Origin of the sequence: Aminobacter niigataensis (genome assembly GCF_946995915.1) — a bacterium.
GTDB lineage: Bacteria > Pseudomonadota > Alphaproteobacteria > Rhizobiales > Rhizobiaceae > Aminobacter > Aminobacter niigataensis.
Map to the genome: position 1 here is coordinate 4,275,942 of NZ_OX341517.1, position 21,124 is coordinate 4,297,065.

13 protein-coding genes are annotated in these 21,124 nt (G+C 62.4%); 2 read left to right on the top strand and 11 right to left on the bottom strand.

Annotated elements, in window-relative coordinates; genetic code table 11:
* Positions 1-302: 302 nt before the first annotated feature.
* Together O1Y97_RS20890 and O1Y97_RS20895 are read left to right on the top strand one after the other, a co-directional pair.
* Complete coding sequence (locus O1Y97_RS20890) at positions 303-908, top strand: TadE/TadG family type IV pilus assembly protein (protein WP_318762238.1); 606 nt, start codon at positions 303-305, stop codon at positions 906-908.
* On the top strand, positions 909-2,675 hold the full coding sequence (locus tag O1Y97_RS20895) for a TadG family pilus assembly protein (RefSeq protein WP_318762239.1): 1,767 nt from the start codon (positions 909-911) through the stop codon (positions 2,673-2,675). It abuts the gene before it with no gap.
* A gap of 53 nt (positions 2,676-2,728) precedes the next feature.
* Here O1Y97_RS20895 and O1Y97_RS20900 read toward each other — a convergent pair whose 3' ends face one another.
* The 11 genes from O1Y97_RS20900 to O1Y97_RS20950 all read right to left on the bottom strand — a co-directional run bounded on the left by O1Y97_RS20900 (position 2,729) and on the right by O1Y97_RS20950 (position 21,013).
* The gene (locus O1Y97_RS20900) at positions 2,729-4,345 is read right to left on the bottom strand and encodes an ABC transporter ATP-binding protein (RefSeq protein ID WP_318762240.1); all 1,617 of its coding nucleotides are present in this window, start codon (positions 4,343-4,345) and stop codon (positions 2,729-2,731) included.
* Between the two features lies 1 nt (position 4,346).
* Positions 4,347-5,465 carry an ABC transporter permease gene (locus O1Y97_RS20905; protein WP_318762242.1) on the bottom strand — a complete coding sequence of 373 codons (1,119 nt, stop codon included), beginning with the start codon at positions 5,463-5,465 and terminating at the stop codon, positions 4,347-4,349.
* Positions 5,458-6,381, bottom strand: a complete 924-nt coding sequence (locus O1Y97_RS20910; RefSeq protein WP_183263579.1) for an ABC transporter permease subunit — start codon at positions 6,379-6,381, stop codon at positions 5,458-5,460. Before O1Y97_RS20910 ends, O1Y97_RS20905 begins: the two co-directional genes overlap by 8 nt.
* 83 nt (positions 6,382-6,464) lie before the next feature.
* A complete protein-coding gene (locus tag O1Y97_RS20915; protein WP_318762243.1) occupies positions 6,465-8,060 on the bottom strand; it encodes a peptide ABC transporter substrate-binding protein in 1,596 nt (531 codons plus the stop codon).
* 187 nt (positions 8,061-8,247) lie between these two features.
* Positions 8,248-9,870 carry a beta-galactosidase BglA gene (gene bglA, locus O1Y97_RS20920; RefSeq protein WP_108609998.1) on the bottom strand — a complete coding sequence of 541 codons (1,623 nt, stop codon included), beginning with the start codon at positions 9,868-9,870 and terminating at the stop codon, positions 8,248-8,250.
* 39 nt (positions 9,871-9,909) lie between these two features.
* Positions 9,910-11,913: a glycogen debranching protein GlgX gene (gene glgX, locus O1Y97_RS20925; protein WP_318762244.1), complete on the bottom strand. Its 2,004-nt coding sequence runs from the start codon at positions 11,911-11,913 to the stop codon at positions 9,910-9,912.
* Positions 11,914-11,918: 5 nt separating this feature from the next.
* Positions 11,919-13,547: an alpha-D-glucose phosphate-specific phosphoglucomutase gene (locus O1Y97_RS20930; RefSeq protein WP_318762245.1), complete on the bottom strand. Its 1,629-nt coding sequence runs from the start codon at positions 13,545-13,547 to the stop codon at positions 11,919-11,921.
* Positions 13,548-14,993 carry a glycogen synthase GlgA gene (glgA, locus tag O1Y97_RS20935; RefSeq protein WP_318762246.1) on the bottom strand — a complete coding sequence of 482 codons (1,446 nt, stop codon included), beginning with the start codon at positions 14,991-14,993 and terminating at the stop codon, positions 13,548-13,550.
* Positions 14,994-14,996: 3 nt separating this feature from the next.
* Positions 14,997-16,259 carry a glucose-1-phosphate adenylyltransferase gene (glgC, locus tag O1Y97_RS20940; protein ID WP_108608878.1) on the bottom strand — a complete coding sequence of 421 codons (1,263 nt, stop codon included), beginning with the start codon at positions 16,257-16,259 and terminating at the stop codon, positions 14,997-14,999.
* A gap of 14 nt (positions 16,260-16,273) precedes the next feature.
* On the bottom strand, positions 16,274-18,490 hold the full coding sequence (glgB, locus tag O1Y97_RS20945) for a 1,4-alpha-glucan branching protein GlgB (RefSeq protein ID WP_318762247.1): 2,217 nt from the start codon (positions 18,488-18,490) through the stop codon (positions 16,274-16,276).
* 54 nt (positions 18,491-18,544) lie between these two features.
* A complete protein-coding gene (locus tag O1Y97_RS20950; RefSeq protein ID WP_318762248.1) occupies positions 18,545-21,013 on the bottom strand; it encodes a glycogen/starch/alpha-glucan phosphorylase in 2,469 nt (822 codons plus the stop codon).
* Positions 21,014-21,124: the final 111 nt, after the last annotated feature.

Here is a 21,124-nt window from a genome sequence, read left to right on the forward strand (position 1 = left end):
GTCACCTTGCGCCTCCTGCATCGATACAGGCACCGCTCTTGCGTGCCATCTTTTGCTTGTCGACGCAGCGCGTCAACTTCCACCTCCTTCGACACAACCTAATATCACAACTTTATTCGCGCAAAGATTGCAGAAGATTTTATGCGGATTGTTAGATAGCGATAGATTGTTTCTTGGTCATCATCCACTCTGAACCATCACATTAGCAAATCGATAATCTTCTACGGCCATTCTGCTGCTGATCTTGACCTTCTCCACAGCGTGAGAAGAAAAGATCTTGGCTATCGCCAAACAGGTGGCATATGGAATATCATAATTACTTTGCATACAAACAATATTCTCGTGCAATTCAAGCTTCTCAAAGACGCATGAAGCCGAGTCCCTCTCGCCAGCGCCGCAAGCTGGGAGCAGAAGGCTCCAAGCCCTTCACCGAGTTGATCGGCTTGAAGAGCAGGCAGGACAAGATCCTGGCGCGCACCCGGCCACCTGATCGACAGACCATCATACAAGACCAATCCGGCACTTCGGCAATTGAATTTGCAATCGTCGCCCCGGTCTTCATCCTCTTGGTGTTCGGGATGATCGCCTACGGCATCTATTTCGGCGCACTGCATTCCGTCCAGCAGATGGCAGCCGACGCAGCCCGCACCGCAATTGCGGGTCTTGACGAGAACGAGCGCAAGACGCTTGCGCAACGGTACATCGATCTCAACGCGGACGGTTACGTGTTCATCGACAGGAAAAAGCTCGTCGTCGAGGTCAAGGACAGCGACAAGGACAGCGAGCAGTTCGTCGTCTCGTTGCGCTACGACGCAGGCCACCTTCCGATCTGGAACTTGCTGCCGATGCTGCCGCTACCGGAAAAGACCATCTCTCGTTCTTCGACAATTCGGGTGGGGGGCATCTGAATGCGCACGAACATCATACTGCAGAAGCTTCGCAGCTTCCGTCAGTCGAACAAGGGCAACTTTGCCACGATGTTCGCCCTGAGCCTGCCGATCGGCATCGCAGCGGCCGCATTCGCCGTCGACGAAGGCTCACTCTATGTCGAGCGCCGCGAAGCGCAGTCGATCACCGATCTGGCCGCCATCTATGCCGCGGCCAACATCGCCAAGGCCGACGCAGCGGTGCTCAAGGTTTTCGCCAACAACCGCCAGGGCGGCGTTTCCCTGGCCGGCACTTTCGACATCCAGCCGACAGGGGTCGGCTACAAGGAAGTCCGGGTCGAGAAGGGCCGATACACGCCGGACGCGATGGTCGAGGCAGGCAAACGGTTCGTCGTCGATGCGACGCCCCACAATGCGGTGCGCGTAACCTACCGCAAGGATGGCACCACCTTCTTTGCCAATCTGGTCACCGGCCAACGCAACATCGTCACCACCGCGGTCGCCAGCGCTCCCGCGGAAGCGGCCTTTTCGATCGGTTCCCGCCTTGTTAGCGTGAATACGCAGCAAAGCGCCCTGCTCAATCCGCTGTTGGGCGGACTTTTGGGGACCAACCTGTCGCTGGCGGCGATGGACTACAACGCCCTGCTGGCCACGGATGTGAACGCATTGCAGTTCATCGATGCCCTGGCAACCGAACTCAAGGTGAGCGCCGGCACCTACAATGACGTGCTGAAAGCCGAAGCGACCGTCGGCCAGATCGTGTCAGCGCTGGCGACCACGACCAAGGACAAGGATGCCGACGTGGCACTTGCCAAGCTGCTCGGCGCCAAGCTGCCCGGATCGCTGAAGGTGCCGCTGTCGCACTACATCGACCTCGGCCAGGTCGGCAAGCTGGCCCTGGGTCACGGCGCGTCGGCGTTCGATGCCAATGTCGGCCTGATGGAACTGATCGGTGCCGCCGCGGCAATCGCCAACGGCAAGAACCAGGTGGCGGCCAATCTCGGCGTCGGCGTTCCCGGCCTGCTGGCGGTCAAACTGGATCTGGCAATCGGCGAGCCACCGCAAGGCGGCACCTGGTTTGCGATCGGCGAAGCGGGCAAGATCGTCCGGACCGCCCAGACGCGCCTGCAGATCGAAGCCACGGTCGGCGGCGCCGGCGGATTGCTTGGCGGCGTCCTCGGCGCCTCGATCAAGCTGCCCGTCTATGTCGAGCTCGCCTACGCCGAGGGCCAGCTCAAGGGTGTATCCTGTCCGACCGGAAAGCCGGCCAGCGCGGTCGTCACCGTGGCGGCCAAACCCGGCATCGCCGAAGTCTGGCTCGGCCAGATCAACCCGGCCGATCTCCGTGTCTTTACAAAAGAACCAACCGTCCACCCGGCGGAGCTCGTGAACGTCAACGCAGTCGGGCTGATCAAGGTCGAGGTCAGCGGCAGCGCGAATGTCGACATCGGCAACACCACGCCAAAGACGCTCACCTTCAACAAGAACGACATCGACGACCGCACCATCAAGTCGGTGTCTTCAAGCAATCTCACTCAGTCACTGACCAGTTCGCTGATCAAGAACCTGAACCTCAGCGTCGATGTGAGGCTGTTGGGCCTGGGGATCGGCATACTTCTGCCCTCCGATGCCGCGGTCAAGACAGCCGTCGCCAACCTGTTGTCGGGCGTCACGGCCCCCGTCGACGGCCTGGTTTTCAACGTCCTTGCGCTGTTGGGCGTCAAGGTGGGCGAGGCCGATATCCGCGTCCACGGCGTGTCCTGCGGCCGGTCGGTTCTGGTTCTATAGCAAGAGGACGAAGCGCCTGCGGGACAGCCCCGCAGGCGGCAGGCGCTTCTTGTTCAGGCCGATTGGCGGAACTTGGTCTCGTCGATCGCCGCGGCCATCAGTGTCTTCGTATATGCCTCGCGCGGATCGCCGAAGATCTCCTCCGTCGGCCCCTCCTCGACGATCTTTCCCTGTTTCATCACGATAATGTAGTCGGACATCGCCCGCACCACGGCGAGGTCGTGGCTGATGAACAGGTAGGACAGGTCGTGGTCGGCCTGCAGCTTGCGCAGCAGCTCGACGATCTGCTTCTGCACTGATCGGTCGAGCGCCGAGGTCGGCTCGTCGAGCACCACGACCTTGGGCTTGAGGATCATCGCCCGCGCGATGGCAATGCGCTGGCGCTGGCCGCCGGAGAATTCGTGCGGATAGCGGTTGCGGGCAGCCGGGTCGAGGCCGACTTCGAGCAAGGCTTCGACGGCGCGGGCGTCGCGTTGCTTGCCTGAAAGGGACGGCTCGTGGACAAGAAGGCCCTCCGTGATGATCTGACCGACCGTCATCCGCGGAGAGAGCGAACCGAACGGGTCCTGGAAGACCAATTGCAACTCGCGCCGCAATGGGCGCATTGTCGATTTGTCGGCCTTCGACAGGTCCTGGCCGCCGAAGCGGATCGAGCCTTCGCTCGGCAGCAGCCTGAGCAGCGCCCGACCGAGCGTCGACTTACCCGACCCGGACTCGCCGACGATGCCGATGGTCTGATTGCGCCTAAGCATTACCGATATGTGGTCGACCGCCTTGAGCAGCATCGGCGGACCGGCTAGAAACCCGCCACCGATCTTGAACTCGACCTCGACGTTGCGACCCTCGAGCAGGATCGGCGCATTGTCCGGCGGTGCGGCCTTGCGTCCGGTCGGTTCCGCCGCGAGCAGCATCTTGGTGTAATCGTGCTGCGGATTGGCAAACAATTCGTCTGCCTTGCCTTCCTCCACCACCTCGCCCGAACGCATCACATAGACCCGGTCGGCAAAGCGCCTGACGATGCCAAGATCGTGGGTGATGAAGACGATCGCCATGCCGAGCTTGCGCTGCAACTCGGCAAGCAGCATCAGGATCTGCGCTTGGATCGTCACGTCGAGAGCCGTCGTCGGCTCGTCGGCGATCAGGATGTCCGGGTCATTGGCCAATGCCATGGCGATCATCACGCGCTGGCGCTGGCCGCCCGACATTTCGTGCGGATAAGACTTCAGGCGGCGCTCGGGGTCGGGAATCTTGACCAGTTCGAGCAGCCTGAGCGCTTCGGTGCGCGCCGCCTTGGCGTCGAGCCCACGATGCCGCCGGATCGGTTCCATCAGCTGGTTGCCGATGGTGTAGAGCGGGTCGAGCGAGGTCATTGGCTCCTGGAAGATCATGCTGATCTTGACGCCCCGGACCTTGTTGAGTTCCGATTTTCCGAGCGTCAACAGGTTCTTGCCGCGATAGTCCACCACACCGGTGGCTTCGCCGTTGGACGCGAGAAGGCTCATCGCCGCCATCATCGTCTGGCTCTTGCCGGAGCCGGACTCGCCGACCACCGCCACCGTCTCGCCGGCGTCGATGTGAAGGTTGATGCCCTTCACCGCTTCCACTGCCCCGTCGAGCGTACGGAAGCGGACGCGCAGGTCCTTGACCGAAAGGATCGTTTCGCCAGCCATCTCACCTGTCCTTCGGATCGAGAGCGTCGCGAAGTCCGTCGCCGATGAAATTCAGCGCGAAAAGCGTCGAGACAAGGAAGAATGCGGGGAACAAAAGCAGCCAATTGGCGGTGCCGATGTTCTTTGCGCCGGCCGAAATGAGCACGCCCCAACTCGTCATCGGCTCCTGCACGCCGAGCCCCAGGAACGACAGGAAGCTCTCCAGGATGATGACTTGGGGCACCAACAGGGTCATGTAGATGACCACCGGCCCGAGCAGGTTGGGAATGACGTGCCGCAGCACGATACCGCGCGACCTGACGCCGAGCGCTTCCGCTGCCTGGACGTATTCCTGTCTTCGGATTGATAGCGCCTGCCCCCGCACGATGCGCGCCATGTCGAGCCATAGCACCGCTCCCACAGCCAGGAACATCAGCACGAAGTTTCGTCCGAAGAAGACGACCAGCATGATGACGAAGAAGATGAACGGCAGCGAATAAAGAACGTCGACGATGCGCATCATCACCTCGTCGGTCTTGCCGCCCATAAAGCCGGCGGTTGCGCCATAGACGACACCTATGACCACGGCGACAACTCCGGCCAGAAGACCGATCGCCAGCGAGATACGGCCGGCCATTAGCGTTCGCGACAGCAGGTCACGGCCGGTATTGTCGGTGCCGAAGAGGAAGTATTGCTGCTTGATCGAGGCGCTCATGACCGCCGTCAGGCCGTCAGCGGATGTGCTATCGAGCTTGGCATTGTCGAACGTATCCGAGCGGTCGAGATAGCGGATGTTGCGCTCGTCGAGCGGCTTGGCCGAGGTCACCGTGATGAAGACGCGTTCGCCTTCCTGACGCCATTCCTTGACGTCGACCCGCATGCGCCGGACGGCGTCGTTCATGGCGGTCTCGATCATCTCGGGCTTTGGATATGACGAAAGGCTGGGCGGGGTCCTGACATAGTCGGCGTAGATCGTGGTGTATTGATGCGGCACGAAATACGGTCCGACAATACAGACGACGCTCATGGCAATGAGGTAGAAAAGGCTGAACATGGCAGCCTTGTTGGCCTTGAGGCGTGCCCAGGCATCTGCCCAGAGCGAACGTCCGACAACAGGGGCAGTGATGGCCATATCAGTCATAACGCACCCTCGGATCGAAGAAGGCGTAGAGGATGTCGACGATCAGGTTGAATGCGATCGTGAACAGCGCGATCACCACGACCGTGCCCATCACCAGCGTGTAGTCCCGGTTCAGCGCGGCATCGACGAAATAGCGACCAACGCCGGGGATGGCGAAGATCGTCTCGACGATGATCGAGCCGGTGAGCAGCGCCGCAGCCGCCGGGCCGGCATAGGATACGATAGGCAGCACCGCGCCCCTGAGCGCATGCTTGACCACCACCGACCAGTCGGACAGGCCTAGCGCACGCGCAGTTCGGATGTGGTTGGACCGCAGCGACTCGATCATGGAGCCGCGCATCAGGCGCGCGACGATGGCGATCTGCGGCAATGACAAGGTCAGGATTGGGCCGATCTTGTTGATCAGCGCACCATCACCCCAGCCGCCGATCGGCAGCAGCTTCCAGGTGAGACCGAACAGGAGCTGGATCACGGGCGCGATGACGAAGGTAGGGATCGTGCTGCCGGCAGTGGCAAGCGCGATGACCGAATAGTCGCCGAGCTTGTTCTGGTTGAGCGCGGCTACGATCCCAAGGATGCCACCGACAAACAACGCGAGCGCCAGAGCCGAGAAACCGAGCTGGATCGAGATCGGCAGACCCTTGGCGAACAGTTCGGTGACGGTGAAATCGGGAAGATTGTAGCTCGGCCCGAAATTGCCATGCAGCAGGTTCTTGAGGTAGTTGACGTACTGGAGCCAGAGTGGGTCGCCCAGGCCGAACTGCGCTTCGAGGTTGGCCTTGATCTCCGGGCTCAGTCCTCTTTCCTGATTGAACGGCCCGCCGGGTGCGATGCGGATCAGGAAGAATGCCATTGTCACAATGACAAAAAGGGTGGGAATGGCGGTCAGAAGCCGCCGTATCACATATACAAACATGGGCGCCGTACTCCGTTACGCCAGCCAGAAACATATCCAGCTAGGGCCGCCGCTCCCGGGTGGGAGCGGCGACACAATCAGAGTTACTCGACTTTGCTGATGAAGCGGGTCGGGTGAACGTCCATGACGTTTTCATCAAAGCCCTTGAGCTTGGACGAAACCAGGTTCTTGTAGCTGTAGTAGAGGATCGGAATGAAGCCCGTATCCTCAAGGACAATGCGCTCGGCTTCCTGCATGTCCTTCATGCGCTCTTCCGGCTTGCCGCCTGCGGCAGCAGCCTTGTCCATGGCTTCCTCGAACTTCGGATTGTTGTAGACCGAATAGTTGTTGCCGCTCGCCTTGCGCGCGACACCGAGGAAGGTCTCCGGATCCTTGTAGTCGGCAATCCAGCCGACGCGGGCCGTATCGTAGTCGCCCTTCTGCTCAAGGAACCCGTAGTGGGTCTTGGTGTCTGTGTTGACCAGCGACACTTCAACGCCGAGTGGCTTGAGCTGCTCCTGGATTGCGACGGCCGTATTCTTGTGGTTTTCCGACGTGTTGTAGCGGATTTCCATCTTCAGCGGCTTGTCGGGACCATAACCAAGTTCCTTCAGGATCTTGGCGGCCTCGTCTTCGCGGTCGATCTGGGTCTTGTCGGCATAGTCGGCTGCGATGGGCGTGTAGCCCTCGATGCCCGGAGGCACCATCGTGTAGCTCGGCAGCATCGAATTCTGCCAGACCTTCTCGGCGATGAAGTCGCGGTCGATCGCCATCGAAATCGCCTTGCGAAGCTGCAGGTTCGTCCACGGCTCCTTGTCCCACTTCATCGCGTAATAGTAGGTGCCGAGCTGGGCACCGACGCGCAACTGATCGCCGAACTTGGTCTTCAGATCGGCCATCTGTTCGGTCGGGATGTCGTCGTTGCTGTCCAGTTCGCCAGCCTCGAAACGCTTGATGGCGGTCGAGCGGTCTTCGGTCGGGATGTAGTTGACGACGTCGACCTTGACGTTCGCAGCATCATAGAACTTCGGGTTCTTGAGCAGCTTGATGTGGTCGTTGGGCACGAATTCGGCAAGCGTGAACGCACCGTTGGAAACCAGGTTACCCGGCTTGATCCAGTCGGCGCCAAGCTTCTCGATCGCCGCCTTGTTGACCGGGTAAGCCGCCTGGTGGGTGAGCATTTCAAGGAAATAAGGCGTCGGGGCCTTCAGCGTCACTTCAAGCGTCGAAGCGTCGACAGCCTTCACGCCCATGTCCTCGGGCTTTGCTTTGCCCGTGTTTACCTCTTCGGCATTCACGATCGGGTATAGCATCGAGGCGTATTCGGCGCCGGTCGCCGGATCTTCGAGACGACGGAACGAGTAGACGAAGTCTTCAGCCGTTACCGGGCTGCCATCCGACCAGGTCGCGCCCTGGCGAAGCTTGAAGGTATAAACTTTGCCATCGTCCGAAACGGTCCAGCTCTCAGCCGCACCAGGAATCAGATTGGCACCCTGGTCCTGCATCACCAGGCCAAAGAACAAGTCGCGCAGGATGTGCGCTTCGTAGACAGTCGAGGTCTTGTGCGGATCAAGCGATTCCGGATCGGCCGAATTGCCGCGATTGAAGACGACCTCGGCAAAGGCCGGCATGGAGACCGCGCCGGTAGCCAAGGCAAGCGTCGTGGCGAACACGGTCGCTTTCAGCATGTTCTTCAGCATGATTGTTTCTCCCAAGTGGCCTGTTCCTCGTAAAACAGGCCTCGCCTAGTTAGCGCCCGAATGCCGGATTTTTCCGGTTTCGTTGAGCGAGCCGGCAGCTCCCTACCGCCAGCGGTGGCTGACACTATCCACGGCGAATTTTTATTTCAACACGACTCGTGCTCACCTAAAGTCAACTTGAGCGCCTTCAAACCAAGCGTCCGATAAAGTAACCGAGCGGCGGAAGCGCGATCCTGCCTCCTGCGAGTTCGTCCGAGCCTCCGGGAAAATCGAGCGGAAGCAACCCGGTGAGCAGTGCAGGAACCGGCCAAAGGGCGGAATCCTCGGCAAAATTGAAGACGCAAAGCAGCCGCTCGCCGTCCGTCTCGCGCACGAAAGAAAGCACGTCGCCGTCGGCTTCCAGCAATGAGATCGAGCCGTGGATAAGTGCGGGAAGCGCCCTGCGAGCGGCGAGCACGGCGCGGTAGCGGGCCAGAACCGAGTCCGGCTCTCGCTGCTGCCGGTCAACGGCATGGGCGCGATGACCAGCCGGAATCGGCAGCCACGGCTTGCCGTCGGAAAAGCCGCCCTGCTCCGACTGGGCCTCCCAAACCATCGGCGTGCGGCAGCCGTCCCGGCCCTTCTGGCCGGGCCAGAATCGGATGCCGTAGGGATCGCGCAGCTCTTCGAAGGCAAGCTCCGCCTCCGTCAGGCCAAGCTCCTCGCCCTGGTAGATGCAGATCGAGCCGCGCAGGCAGGCAAGCAAGGCGACCGAAAACTTCGCGACCGCCTCCGGATCGCCGCCGGGCCGGGTCCAGCGCGTGACATGGCGGGTTACGTCATGGTTGGAGAAAGCCCAGCAAATCCAGCCGTCGGTGACCGCCGCCTCGAAATCGGCAATGCACTTCAGGACATGCGCAGCCGAGAATTTCGACCCCAGCAGGTCGAAGGTGTAGCACATGTCGAGCTTGTCGCCGCCGGAGGTGTAGGCGGCTACCGTCTGCAGCGAGCGCTCTCCGTCTCCGACTTCGCCGACCGAGCTTCGCCCGTCATATTCGTCCAGCAACGCCCGGAACCGCTTGAGAAATTCGAGGTTTTCCGGCCGCGTCTTGTCGAACAAATGGTCCTGGAATTCGTAAGGGTTGGTTTCCTCGTTCTCGCCGGCAATGCTCTTCGGCAAGGGTGGGTTGTCGCGCAGCCACGTGTCGTGGACGTAGAAATTGACCGTATCGAGCCGGAAGCCATCGACGCCCCGATCGAGCCAGAAGCGCACAGTCTCCAACAGGGCGTCCTGCACGTCGGGATTGTGGAAATTGAGGTCGGGCTGCGAGGCCAGGAAGTTGTGCTGATAGTATTGCCGGCGGGTCGAATCCCACTCCCAGCCAGGACCGCCGAAGATCGATATCCAGTTGTTGGGGGCGCCTCCGTCGGGCTTGGGCGGAGCCCAGACGTACCAGTCGGCCTTGGGGTTATCGCGGCTGGCGCGGCTCTCCACGAACCACGGATGCTGGTCCGAAGAGTGCGACAGCACCTGGTCGATGATGATCTTCAGCCCGAGGCGATGGGCTTCGGCAATCAGCGCGTCGAAATCCGCCAGCGTGCCGAACATGGGGTCGACATCGCAGTAGTCCGAAACGTCGTAGCCCATGTCCGCCATCGGCGACTTGAAGAATGGCGAAAGCCAGACTGCGTCGACACCGAGCGAGGCAATGTGCGCCAGGCGACGCGTGATGCCTGCAAGGTCGCCGCTTCCGTCGCCCGTCGTGTCCTGAAACGAGCGAGGGTAGACCTGATAGATGACGCAGCCGCGCCACCAGTCAGCCGCGGGCATCGTTCCCTCTTTCGGCACCATTGCAATTCTCCTTGGCTGTCACTCGCCGGGATGTTCGATGGCAAAAAGCACGGTGCGCGCCGGCACCGCAGCGCGGCTCTCGACCGGCTTTGTCCCGCCTGCCGCCGGCTGCCATTCGAAGCCGGGACGAGTTGGAAGCTTGAAGGTGGCGTCGCGCCGCGCCCCGTTGATCATGACGGCGAGCCGTCCGCCAAAGGCGGTTCCGTTTCCAAGCAGCATGGTCAGTCGATGCCGGTCGGGCTCGTGCCAGGTGGCGTCGCTCATCGGCCGGCCCGCTTCCGTAAGCCATTCCACGTCAGATACGGCCGAGCCATGCCTGGGTGTGCCGGCCAGGAAATCCAGTTCGGCCAGCGCGGGTATCTCGCGCCGGAACCTGGCAAGGGCGACGACGAAATCCTCGAGCGCGACATCCCGGTCGGCCCAGTCCAGCCACGTCAGTTCGTTGTCCTGCGCGTAAGCATTGTTGTTGCCATGCTGGCTGCGGCCGAACTCGTCGCCTGCAGTCAGCATGATGGCGCCGCGCGAGGCAAACAGGACAGCCAGCATGGCGCGCACGTCCCGGCCGCGCTCGGCGGCGATCTCGGGGTCGCTGCTTTCACCCTCGACACCGTTGTTCCAGGAAAAATTCTCGTTGTGGCCGTCGTGATTATGTTCGCCATTGGCCTCGTTATGCTTGCGTTCGTAGCGCACGATGTCCGCCAGCGTCATGCCGTCATGGGCGGCAATGAAATTCATAGTCCGCGTTTGCGCTCCCCCGCCGAATATGTCGGACGAACCCGCAAGCCTGGTCGCCAGGGCGCCCACCATGCCGCGGTCGCCGCGCCAGAAGCGCCTGACATCGTCGCGGTAGCGATCGTTCCACTCCAGGAATTCGGGCGGAAAACCACCGAGGCGATAGCCATTGTGGCCCATGTCCCATGGCTCGGCGATGAGAACACGGTCGCCAATGATCGGATCCTGGCGCATGCCCTGGAGCAGCGGTGCATCCGCCCGGAACTCGCCATCGACCCGTCCCAGCACCGGCGCGAGATCGAAACGGAAACCGTCGACGCCGGCATGAATGACAAAGTGCCTGAGACTGTCGAGAATGAGCTGCTGCGCCACCGGATGGTCGCAGGCGAGTGTGTTGCCGGTGCCGGTGTCGTTGGCAAAGCGGCCGGGGTCATCGACGGCCTCGCGATAGTAGGCGCGATTGTCGAGACCGCGCAGCGACAGCGTCGATCCGAGTTCATCGCTTTCGGCCGTATGGTTGAAAACGAGATCGAGGATGACGCCTATGCCGGCCTCGTGGAGTGCGGCCGTGGTCTCACGCAAGTCGTCGATCCCACCGGGCGCCAGGCGCGGATCGAGCGCCATGAAGCTGACGGGATTGTAGCCCCAGGAATTGCTGAGCCCCAACGCCGGCAGGTGGCGTTCGTCCATCGTCGCGGTCACGGGCATGAGTTCGACGGCCGACATGCCCAGCCTCAGGAGATGCTCGATGACAACCGGCTCGGCCAAGGCGCGGATCGTGCCGCGAAGCTTCGTTGGGATGGACGGATGCGCCATCGAAAAGGCGCGCACCGGCACTTCGTAGATGAGCCCACCCGGAGTGAAGGTTGGTGCTGCGGTCGGCGCTGTTGGCAGCCTCACCGCCACAGCCTTCGGCATCAGATCGGCGGTGTCGCCGCCCTGCCCTCTTCCCGCCGCCAGCCGTCCGTCATAGCGATAGGCTCTGTCAATTCGAACGGCATAGGGATCGACCAGCAGCTTGTCGGGATCGAACCACAGGCCTTCGTTAGGCACATATGGCCCGTCTGCGCGGAAGCCGTAGCGGGTTCCCTCGCGCAGGCCGGCAACCGACAGCGCGAAAACGCCCTCGCCCTCGCGCTGGAGTTCCAGCCTGTCGGTCTCGGCCTTGCCGGCCGCATCGAAGACCGACACCCAGATGCGCTCGGCAGCACCGGACCAGACGGCAAAACGGATGCCGCCTTCGGATACGGTCGCGCCAAACCGCGGCCGATATTCAGCCGCTGCGTCCATTGGCATCAGGTGATGACGCTCGGCTTATCACGACCGGTGTGGCTGCGGATGCCGGCGATGTCCTCGGCAGCCTGGATCAGGTCGGCAAGGGCTGCCTGCGTGTCCAGGCCATGTCGTGCCGGATCGGGCTCATAACGCTCGATGTAGACACGCAGCGTGGCACCCGAGGTGCCCGTGCCGGACAGCCGGAAGACGACGCGCGAGCCGCCCTCGAACAGGATGCGGATGCCCTGGTTCTTGCTCACCGAGCCGTCGACTGGGTCGTTGTAGGCAAAATCGTCGGCACTGGCGATTTTCATGCCACGAACACTCGTGCCCGGCAGCGAGCCCAGCTTTGCGCGCAAGGCGTCGACCAACGCGTTGGCGCGATCAGTCTCGACCTCCTCATAGTCGTGGCGCGAGTAATAGTTGCGACCGTAGGTAACCCAATGCTTGGCAGCGATTTCCTTGGCGCTCTCGCCACGTACGGCAAGGATGTTGAGCCAGAGCAGCACAGCCCACAGCCCGTCCTTTTCGCGAACATGATCGGAGCCGGTGCCGGCGCTTTCCTCACCGCAGATCGTCGCCATGCCGGCGTCTAGCAGGTTGCCGAAGAACTTCCAGCCGGTCGGCGTCTCGTACATGCCGATGCCGAGCTTTTCAGCAACCCGGTCGGCGGCACCGCTGGTCGGCATCGAGCGGGCAATGCCCTTGAGGCCTGCCTTGTAGCCCGGCGCGAGATGGGCATTGGCCGCCAGCATCGCCAGCGAATCCGATGGCGTGACGAAGATGCCGCGGCCGATGATCAGATTGCGGTCGCCGTCGCCGTCGGACGCCGCGCCGAAATCAGGCGCGTTCGGCCCCATCATCTCGTCATAGAGTTCCTTGGCATGGACCAGGTTGGGGTCCGGATGGTGACCACCGAAATCCTCCAGCGGCACGAAGTTGCGCGCCGTACCCTCGGCGGCGCCGAGCCGGCGCTCCAGGATTTCCTTGGCATAAGGGCCGGTCACGGCATGCATGGCGTCGAAGCGCATGCGGAAGCCCGACTTGAACAGCGCGCGCAACGCATCGAAGTCGAACAGCGTCTCCATCAACGCCGCGTAGTCCGCCACCGGATCGACGATTTCGACCTTGATGCCGCCCACTTCGAAGGTGCCCGTGTGGTCGAGATCGACCTGGCCAACATCGGCGATCTTGTAACTGGTGATGACCTTGCTGCGGGCATAGATCGCATCGGTCAGCTTCTCCGGCGCCGGGCCGCCGTTTTCGGCATTGTACTTGATGCCGAAATCCTCGTGCGGGCCGCCGGGATTGTGGCTGGCCGACAAGATAAGCCCACCGAAGGCCTTGCGCTTGCGGATCAGGTTGGAGGCGGCGGGCGTCGACAGGATGCCACCTTGGCCGACAACGACGCGGCCGAAACCGTTGGCCACCGCCATGGCAATGACCTTCTGGATCACCTCGCGATTGTAGAAGCGGCCGTCGCCGCCGACGACCAGCGTCTTGCCGGCAAAACCTTCGAGCGCATCGAACACCGACTGGATGAAGTTCTCGGCATAATTCGGCTGCTGGAAGACAGGTACCTTCTTGCGCAGGCCTGATGTGCCGGGTTTCTGGTCGCCATAGGGCGTGGTGGAGACGGTGCGAATCATTCAGGCATCCCTTTTTGAGAGAAGCATGCGGTAAAGTGCGGCATATTTCTGGGCGCTTCGATCCCAGGACACATCCGCCTTCATGCCTTGCCTCTGCAACGACGCCCAGGCAGCCGGGTCGGCGTAAAGCGCGTTGGCCCTGAGGATGGCATGGTGGAAATCGCCCGCATTCTCCGGCGCAAACTGAAAACCGGTAGCTACCCCGGCCGCGACCGCGGCCTCGTTGGCGTCGATAACGGTGTCCGCCAGGCCGCCGGTTCGCGCTACGATCGGCACGCAGCCATAGCGCAGGCCATAGAGCTGGGTCAGGCCGCAAGGCTCGAAGCGCGACGGGATCAGGATGCCATCGGCACCACCCTGCAACTGATGCGAAAGCCCCTCGTCATAGCCGATGACGACACCGACCCGGCCACGATGGCGCGCGGCGGCAGCCAGCAGCGCGCCTTCAAGCCCCGCATCGCCCGAACCCAGGATCGCCAGCCGGGCGCCGGAGGCCACCACAGGGTCGATGATCGACGCCAGGATGTCGATTCCCTTCTGCCAGGTCAGGCGGCTGACCACGCAGTAGATCGGCCCATCGTCGCGGTCGAGCGTCATGCGCTCTTCGATGGCGCGCTTGTTGGCCTTGCGCCCCTTCAGGCTCTTGGCCGTGTACGTCGCGGCCAGATGCTTGTCCGTCTCAGGGTTCCATATCTCGTCGTCGATGCCGTTGACGATGCCGTGGAGTTCGGCAGCGCGCAGGTTGATCAGCCCGTCGAGCCCCATGCCGAACGCCGGCGTACGGATTTCCTGGGCGTAGGTCGGGCTGACAGTGGTGATCGCCCAGGCCGCCTGCAAGCCGGCCTTGAGGAAGCCGACGCCGCCGTAATATTCGATCCCGTCCAGCGCCATCGCCTGCTGCGGCAGACCAAGGCCGGCGAAGATGCTGGCCCCGAATTGCCCCTGGAAGGCCAGGTTGTGCACCGTCATCACCGACGGCACCTTTGCCGCCTCGCCGTAGCGCATGTAGGCCAGCGTCATCGCCGATTGCCAGTCATGGGCATGGACGATGTCGGGCTTGTAGTCCTTGACCACGCCGGCGGCGATGTCGGCGCCGACACGGCCAAGTGCCGCGAAGCGCCGCCAATTGTCCTGCCAGTCGGCCCCGGTGGCGTCGCCATAAGGGCCGCCCGGCCGGTCGAACAGGTGCGGCGCGTCGAGCACCAGCATATCCAGCCCGCCGATCTCGGCCGCATGGAGTGCTGCCTTGCCGCCTTGCAGGGCGGTGTATTGATGAACCGCCTTTTTCTTCTTCAGCGCGCTCATCACGACGGGATAACCCGGCACCAGGCTGCGCGTGCCGACGCCGAGCCCGGCAAGCGCCTCCGGAAGCGCGCCGGTGACGTCGGCCAGCCCGCCGGTCTTGATCAGCGGAAAAATCTCGGGCGTGACCGAAAGCACCTGCACCAGTTACAGCTCCAGCCTGTTAATCATGTCCTGGGTGATCAGGCAGATACCCTTCTCCGAGACGCGGAAGCGCTTGGCGTCCAGCACCGGGTCTTCGCCGACGACCAGCCCTTCGGGGATGTGTACGCCGTGATCGATGACAACGCGCTTGAGGCTGGCGTTGCGACCGACATGGCAGGCCGGCAGCATCACCACATCCTCGAGCGTGGAGTAAGAATTGATCCGTGCGCCGGTGAAGATCAGGCTGCGCTTGAGCGAAGCACCCGAGACGATGCAATCGCCCGACACCAGCGATGATACCGCCGAGCCCCGCCGGCCATCCTCGTCATGGACGAACTTCGCAGGCGGCGTCAGCTCGGAATAGGTCCAGATCGGCCAGTCGCGGTCGTAGAGGTCGAGCTCGGGCGTGATGTCGGTCAGGTCGATGTTGGCTTCCCAATAGGCATCGACCGTTCCGACATCGCGCCAATAGGCCTCGGCCTCGGTGCTCGAGCGTACGCAGGACTTGGCGAAGCGATGCGCCACCGCTTTGCCGTGCTGGACGATGTAGGGAATGATGTCCTTGCCGAAGTCGCGGCTCGATTCCGGCTCATTGGCGTCGCGGCGCAACTGCTCCATCAGGAACTTGGTCTTGAAGACATAGATGCCCATCGAGGCCAGCGCGTAGTCGGGCTTGTCGGGAATGCCGGGCGGGTCGGCGGGCTTTTCGATGAAGGAGATGATGTTGTCCTTCTTGTCGACATGCATCACGCCGAAGCCCACCGCTTCCATGCGCGGCACCTCGAGGCAGCCAACGGTGACGTCGGCGCCCGCGTCGACGTGCTGGCGCAGCATCAGTTCGTAATCCATCTTGTAGATGTGGTCGCCGGCAAGGATGACCATGTATTCGGGGCCATAGGCCTCGATGATGTCGATGTTCTGGTAGACCGCGTCGGCGGTGCCTTCGTACCACTGCGTTTCCGACACGCGCTGGCTTGCCGGCAGGATGTCGAAACTCTCGTTTCGCTCCGGCCTGAGGAAGTTCCAGCCCCGCTGCAGGTGGCGGATCAGCGAATGCGCCTTGTACTGGGTGGCGACCCCGAGACGACGGATGCCTGAGTTCAAGGCATTGGACAGCGCAAAGTCGATGATACGCGTCTTGCCGCCGAAATAGACGGCGGGCTTGGCGCGCCGGTCGGTCAGCTCCTTCAGGCGGCTGCCCCGGCCGCCGGCAAGCACATAGGCCATGGCATCGCGCGCCAGCGGCTGGTTTCTCTTCAGTTCCATGCCATCCTCCCTGCTCAGTCCGCCACAAACTCAAGCATGATCGTCGCCAGTGGCGGCAGAAGCAGCGTCGCGGCTGCCCCTCCTCCGTCCACCTGCCTGGCCGCAACCATGCCGCTGTTACCCTTGCCCGACCCGCCATATTCCAGCGCGTCGGAGTTGAAAATCTCCCGCCACTTGCCCGCCAGCGGCAGCGGCACGCGGTAGTTGTCGCGCAGAACCGGGGTGAAGCTCGAAATGACGGCGATCGGCGCGCCGCCCGGCGCCTTGCGCAACCAGGCGAAGACCGAGTTGGCGGCATCGTCGGCGATCAGCCATTCGAAACCTTCCGGCTCGCAATCGCGCGCATGCAGCGCCGGGCGCGAGCGATAGAGGTAGTTGAGATCGCGCACCAGCTGCTTGACGCCGCGATGCGGGGCGAAGTCGAGCAGGTTCCAGTCGAGCGCCCTGGATTCGCTCCACTCCGCACGCTGGGCGAACTCCTGGCCCATGAACAACAGCTTCTTGCCGGGGTAGCCCCACATGAAGGCGTAGTAGGCGCGCAGCGTCGCGAATTTCTGCCAGTCGTCGCCCGCCATCTTGCTGAGCAGCGTGCCTTTGCCGTGCACCACCTCGTCGTGCGACAGGGGTAGCACGAAATTCTCGCTGAAGGCGTAGAGCAGTCCGAAGGTGATTTCGTTGTGATGATGCTTGCGGTGGACCGGCTCCTTGGAAAGATACTCCAGGGTGTCGTGCATGAAGCCCATGTTCCACTTGAAGCCGAAGCCGAGCCCGCCTTCATGCACGGGCTGCGACACCTTGGGCCATGAGGTCGATTCCTCGGCAATGGTCATCACGCCGGGATGGGCGCCATAGACGGCCACATTCATCTTCTGCAGGAAACGCACCGATTCCAGGTTCTCGCGGCCGCCGAATTCGTTGGGGATCCACTCGCCTTCCTTGCGCGAGTAGTCGAGGTACAGCATCGAGGCCACCGCATCCACGCGCAGGCCATCGACATGGTATTTCTCGGCCCAGAACAGGGCGTTGTTGACGAGGAACGAGACGACCTCGCGCCTGCCGAAATTATAGATCGCGGTGTTCCAGTCGGGATGGAAGCCCTGGCGCGGGTCGGCATGCTCGTAAAGTGCGGTCCCGTCGAAATGGGCAAGCCCATGCTCGTCCACCGGAAAATGCGCCGGCACCCAGTCGAGAATGACTCCGATGCCAGCGCGGTGGGCGCCGTCGACGAAGCGGGCAAAGCCATCCGGGTCGCCGAAGCGGGCCGAAGGCGCGTAAAGCCCTGTCGTCTGATAACCCCAGGATGGATCATAGGGATGCTCCGAGATCGGCAGGAACTCGATATGGGTGAAGCCCATCTCCGCCGTGTAAGGGATAAGCCGGTCGGCCATCTCGTCCCACGACAGAAAGGTGCCATCGTCGCGAAGCTGCCACGAGCCGGCATGCACCTCATAGATGCTGATCGGCTCGCGCCTATGGTCAGCTGCTTTCCAATGGGCGCGGTGCTTGTCGTCGGCCCATTCATGCGCCTGCGGACGGTCGGTGACCGACGCGGTGGCGGGTCTTAATTCCGAGCGGATGGCGTAAGGATCGGCCTTGAGCGGCAACCTGACGCCGCGAGCTCCGATCAGCTCGAACTTGTAGGGGTGGCCTGGACCGATGTCGGGGATGAAGATTTCCCAGATGCCGGTGTCCTGGCGCAGGCGCATCGAATGCCTGCGACCATCCCAGTCATTGAAATCGCCGACCACAGAGACGCGATGCGCGTTTGGCGCCCAAACCGCAAAATGCACACCATCGACGCCTTCATGCGAAATCAGATGCGCGCCCAGCTTGTCGAACAGCCTGAGATGCGACCCCTCCGATATGAAGTAGTCGTCCATCGGCCCGAGCACGGGGCCGAAACTGTAGGGGTCGGTAAGCCACCACTCGCCGCCGGCATTGCTTGCGTGCAGCCTGATCGGCTGGCGCTTTCGGATGGTCAGCTTGCCTTCGAAGAAGCCGGTATCGTTGCGCCGCAAGAGCTGACCGCACGCTTTGCCCTCGAGCGTGTGGGCGGTCACCGTCTCGGCATGCGGGACGAAACATCGCGCCAGGAAGCCTTTGCCCGACTGCTGGAGCCCGAGAACCGCGAACGGGTCGCCATGGGTGCCGTTCACGATCGCCTCGATATCGCCATCCGTGGCTCTGTCGAGCTCCGGTTTCGTTTCGGCGGCCGCGCCGGGCTTCAGCATGTTTCGGTGTCCCCTCCCAGGGTTTCTTCGGCGAGGTCAGTTCATGCAATCACATCAGGCCGGTACGTTCCAGATTTCTTTGGCATATTGGCGGATGGTGCGGTCTGAGGAGAACCAGCCGACACGCGCCACGTTGCGAATGGCGCGTGCGTACCATCCCGGGCTGTCGCGCCACACGGCATCGACCTGTCGCTGCGCCGCAGCGTATGAATCGAAATCGGCTGCGACCATGAACCAGTCGTGCTGATAGAGCCCGTCCATCAGTTCGCGGTAGCGGGCCGGGTCGTCAGGCGAGAATACGCCGGAGGAGATGGCGGCAACCGCCTGCTTGAGCTCGGGCGAACCGTCGATCACAGAACCTGGCTCGTAGCCGCTGCTGCGGCGCCGGGCGACCTCCTCGGTGGTGAGGCCGAAAATGAAGATATTGTCGTCGCCGACATGCTCCTTGAGCTCGACATTGGCGCCGTCGAGCGTGCCGATGGTCAGCGCCCCGTTGAGCGCGAACTTCATGTTGCCGGTGCCCGAGGCTTCCATGCCCGCCGTCGAGATCTGCTCCGACAGGTCGGCGGCCGGCATCAGGATTTCGGCGGCACTGACATTGTAGTTGGGTACAAAAACGACCTTGAGCAGCCCACGCACCGATGGGTCGCTGTTGATCACCCTGGCGACATCGTTGGCCAGTTTGATGATCAGCTTGGCGTTGTGGTAGCTCGGCGCCGCCTTGCCGCCGAAAAACTTGACCCGCGGCATCCATTCGCGTTCCGGGTGCGAACGGATCTGGTCGTAGAGCGCCACCGCCTCGATGATGTTCAGAAGCTGGCGTTTGTATTCGTGGATGCGCTTGATCTGGATGTCGAACAGCGCCGACGGGTCGACCCTGATGCCAAGCCGTTCGCCGACGAGGTTCGACAGTCGCTCCTTGTTGACGCGCTTGACGCGGGCGAACTTCTCCCGGAACGCCGCGTCCCCCGCAAAGCCGTCGAGCTCGCGGATCGCCTCGATATCGTCGAGGAAGCGGTCGCCGATCGCTTCGCGCGCCAGGCCGGTCAGGCCCGGGTTGCACTGGATCAGCCAGCGGCGAGGCGTGATGCCGTTGGTCTTGTTGTTGATGCGGCCGGGATAGAGGCTGTGCAGATCGGCGAACACCGTCTCCTTCATCAGTTCTGTGTGCAGCGCCGAGACGCCGTTGACGCTGTGCGAGCCGGCAAAAGCGAGATTGCCCATGCGGACGCGGCGCTCGCCGTTTTCCTGGATCAGCGAAATGCGGCTGATCTGCTCGCCGTTGAAACGGCCCGTCGCCCGGGCCTCCAGCAGCACCTCGGCATTGATCGCGTAGACGATCTGCATGTGGCGCGGCAAAAGCCGCTCGAACAGCGGCACCGGCCAGCTTTCCAGCGCCTCGGGCAACAGCGTATGATTGGTGTAGGCAAAGGTCCGCTTGGTGATGTCCCAGGACGTGTCGAAGTCCATGCCATGCACGTCCATCAGCAGGCGCATCAGTTCAGGCACGGCGACAGCGGGATGGGTGTCGTTGAGGTGGATCGCCGCCTTGTCGGGCAATGACGGCAGATCGCCATACTTGCTGATGTGGCGCTGCAGGATGTCCTGCAGCGAGGCAGTCGAGAAGAAGTACTCCTGACGCAGCCGAAGCTCCTGGCCGGCCTTATGGGAATCTGCGGGATAGAGCACGCGCGACAGCGCGTCAGCCTTGTTGCTCTCGGCGAGCGCGCCGATGTGGTCGCCGGCGTTGAATTTGTCGAGCAGGATTGGGTCGAGCGGCATGCCCGACCAGAGCCGCAGCGTGTTGACGCGAGTGCCGCGCCAGCCGACCACGGGGGTATCATAGGCAACGGCCAGGACGCGGTCGGTGGGCTTCCAGACGTGGCGTTCAAGCCGGCCGTCCGGCGCGGTGATCGATTCGACCGATCCGCCGAAGCCAACCTCGAAGGCACGCTCGCGACGCTCGAATTCCCAGGGATTGCCATGTTCGAGCCAGGTTTCGGGAAGCTCGACCTGCCAGCCGTCATGGATTTCCTGGCGGAACATGCCGTTGGCGTAGCGAATGCCGTAACCGTGCGCGGGAATGTCGACTGTCGCCATGCTTTCCATGAAGCAGGCGGCGAGCCGGCCGAGACCGCCATTGCCGAGGGCAGCATCGGGTTCCAGCTTGGCGATGACATCGAACTCGACGCCGAGCGAGGCGAGTGCCTGGCGCATCGCATCCATCAGACCGAGATTGGAGAAGGCGTCGCGCATCAGGCGGCCGATCAGGAACTCCAGCGAGAGGTAATAGACCCGCTTGGCGCTCTGGTCGTAGGCTTCCTTGGTCGAGGAAATCCACTCGTCGACGATGCGGTCGCGCACGACCTTGATCGACGCAGTCAGCCAGTCATAGTCGGTGGCAACGGTGGCGTCCTTGCCGAGCCGATATTTCAGCGCGCTCAGGATTTCGGCAGCCAATGCCTCGGGGCTGGTGTCGCCAAGCGGCGGCTGGGGGATATTCGGGGTCACTGCGCGGGTCATGTCGCCTCTCGCATCCTGTTCGGCCACCGTTCACTTGCCTCCCTTGCCGACACCTGTCCTCCCGCATTCATTTTAGCCATCCCGAATGCGATCTCAATCGATTTAAATCTC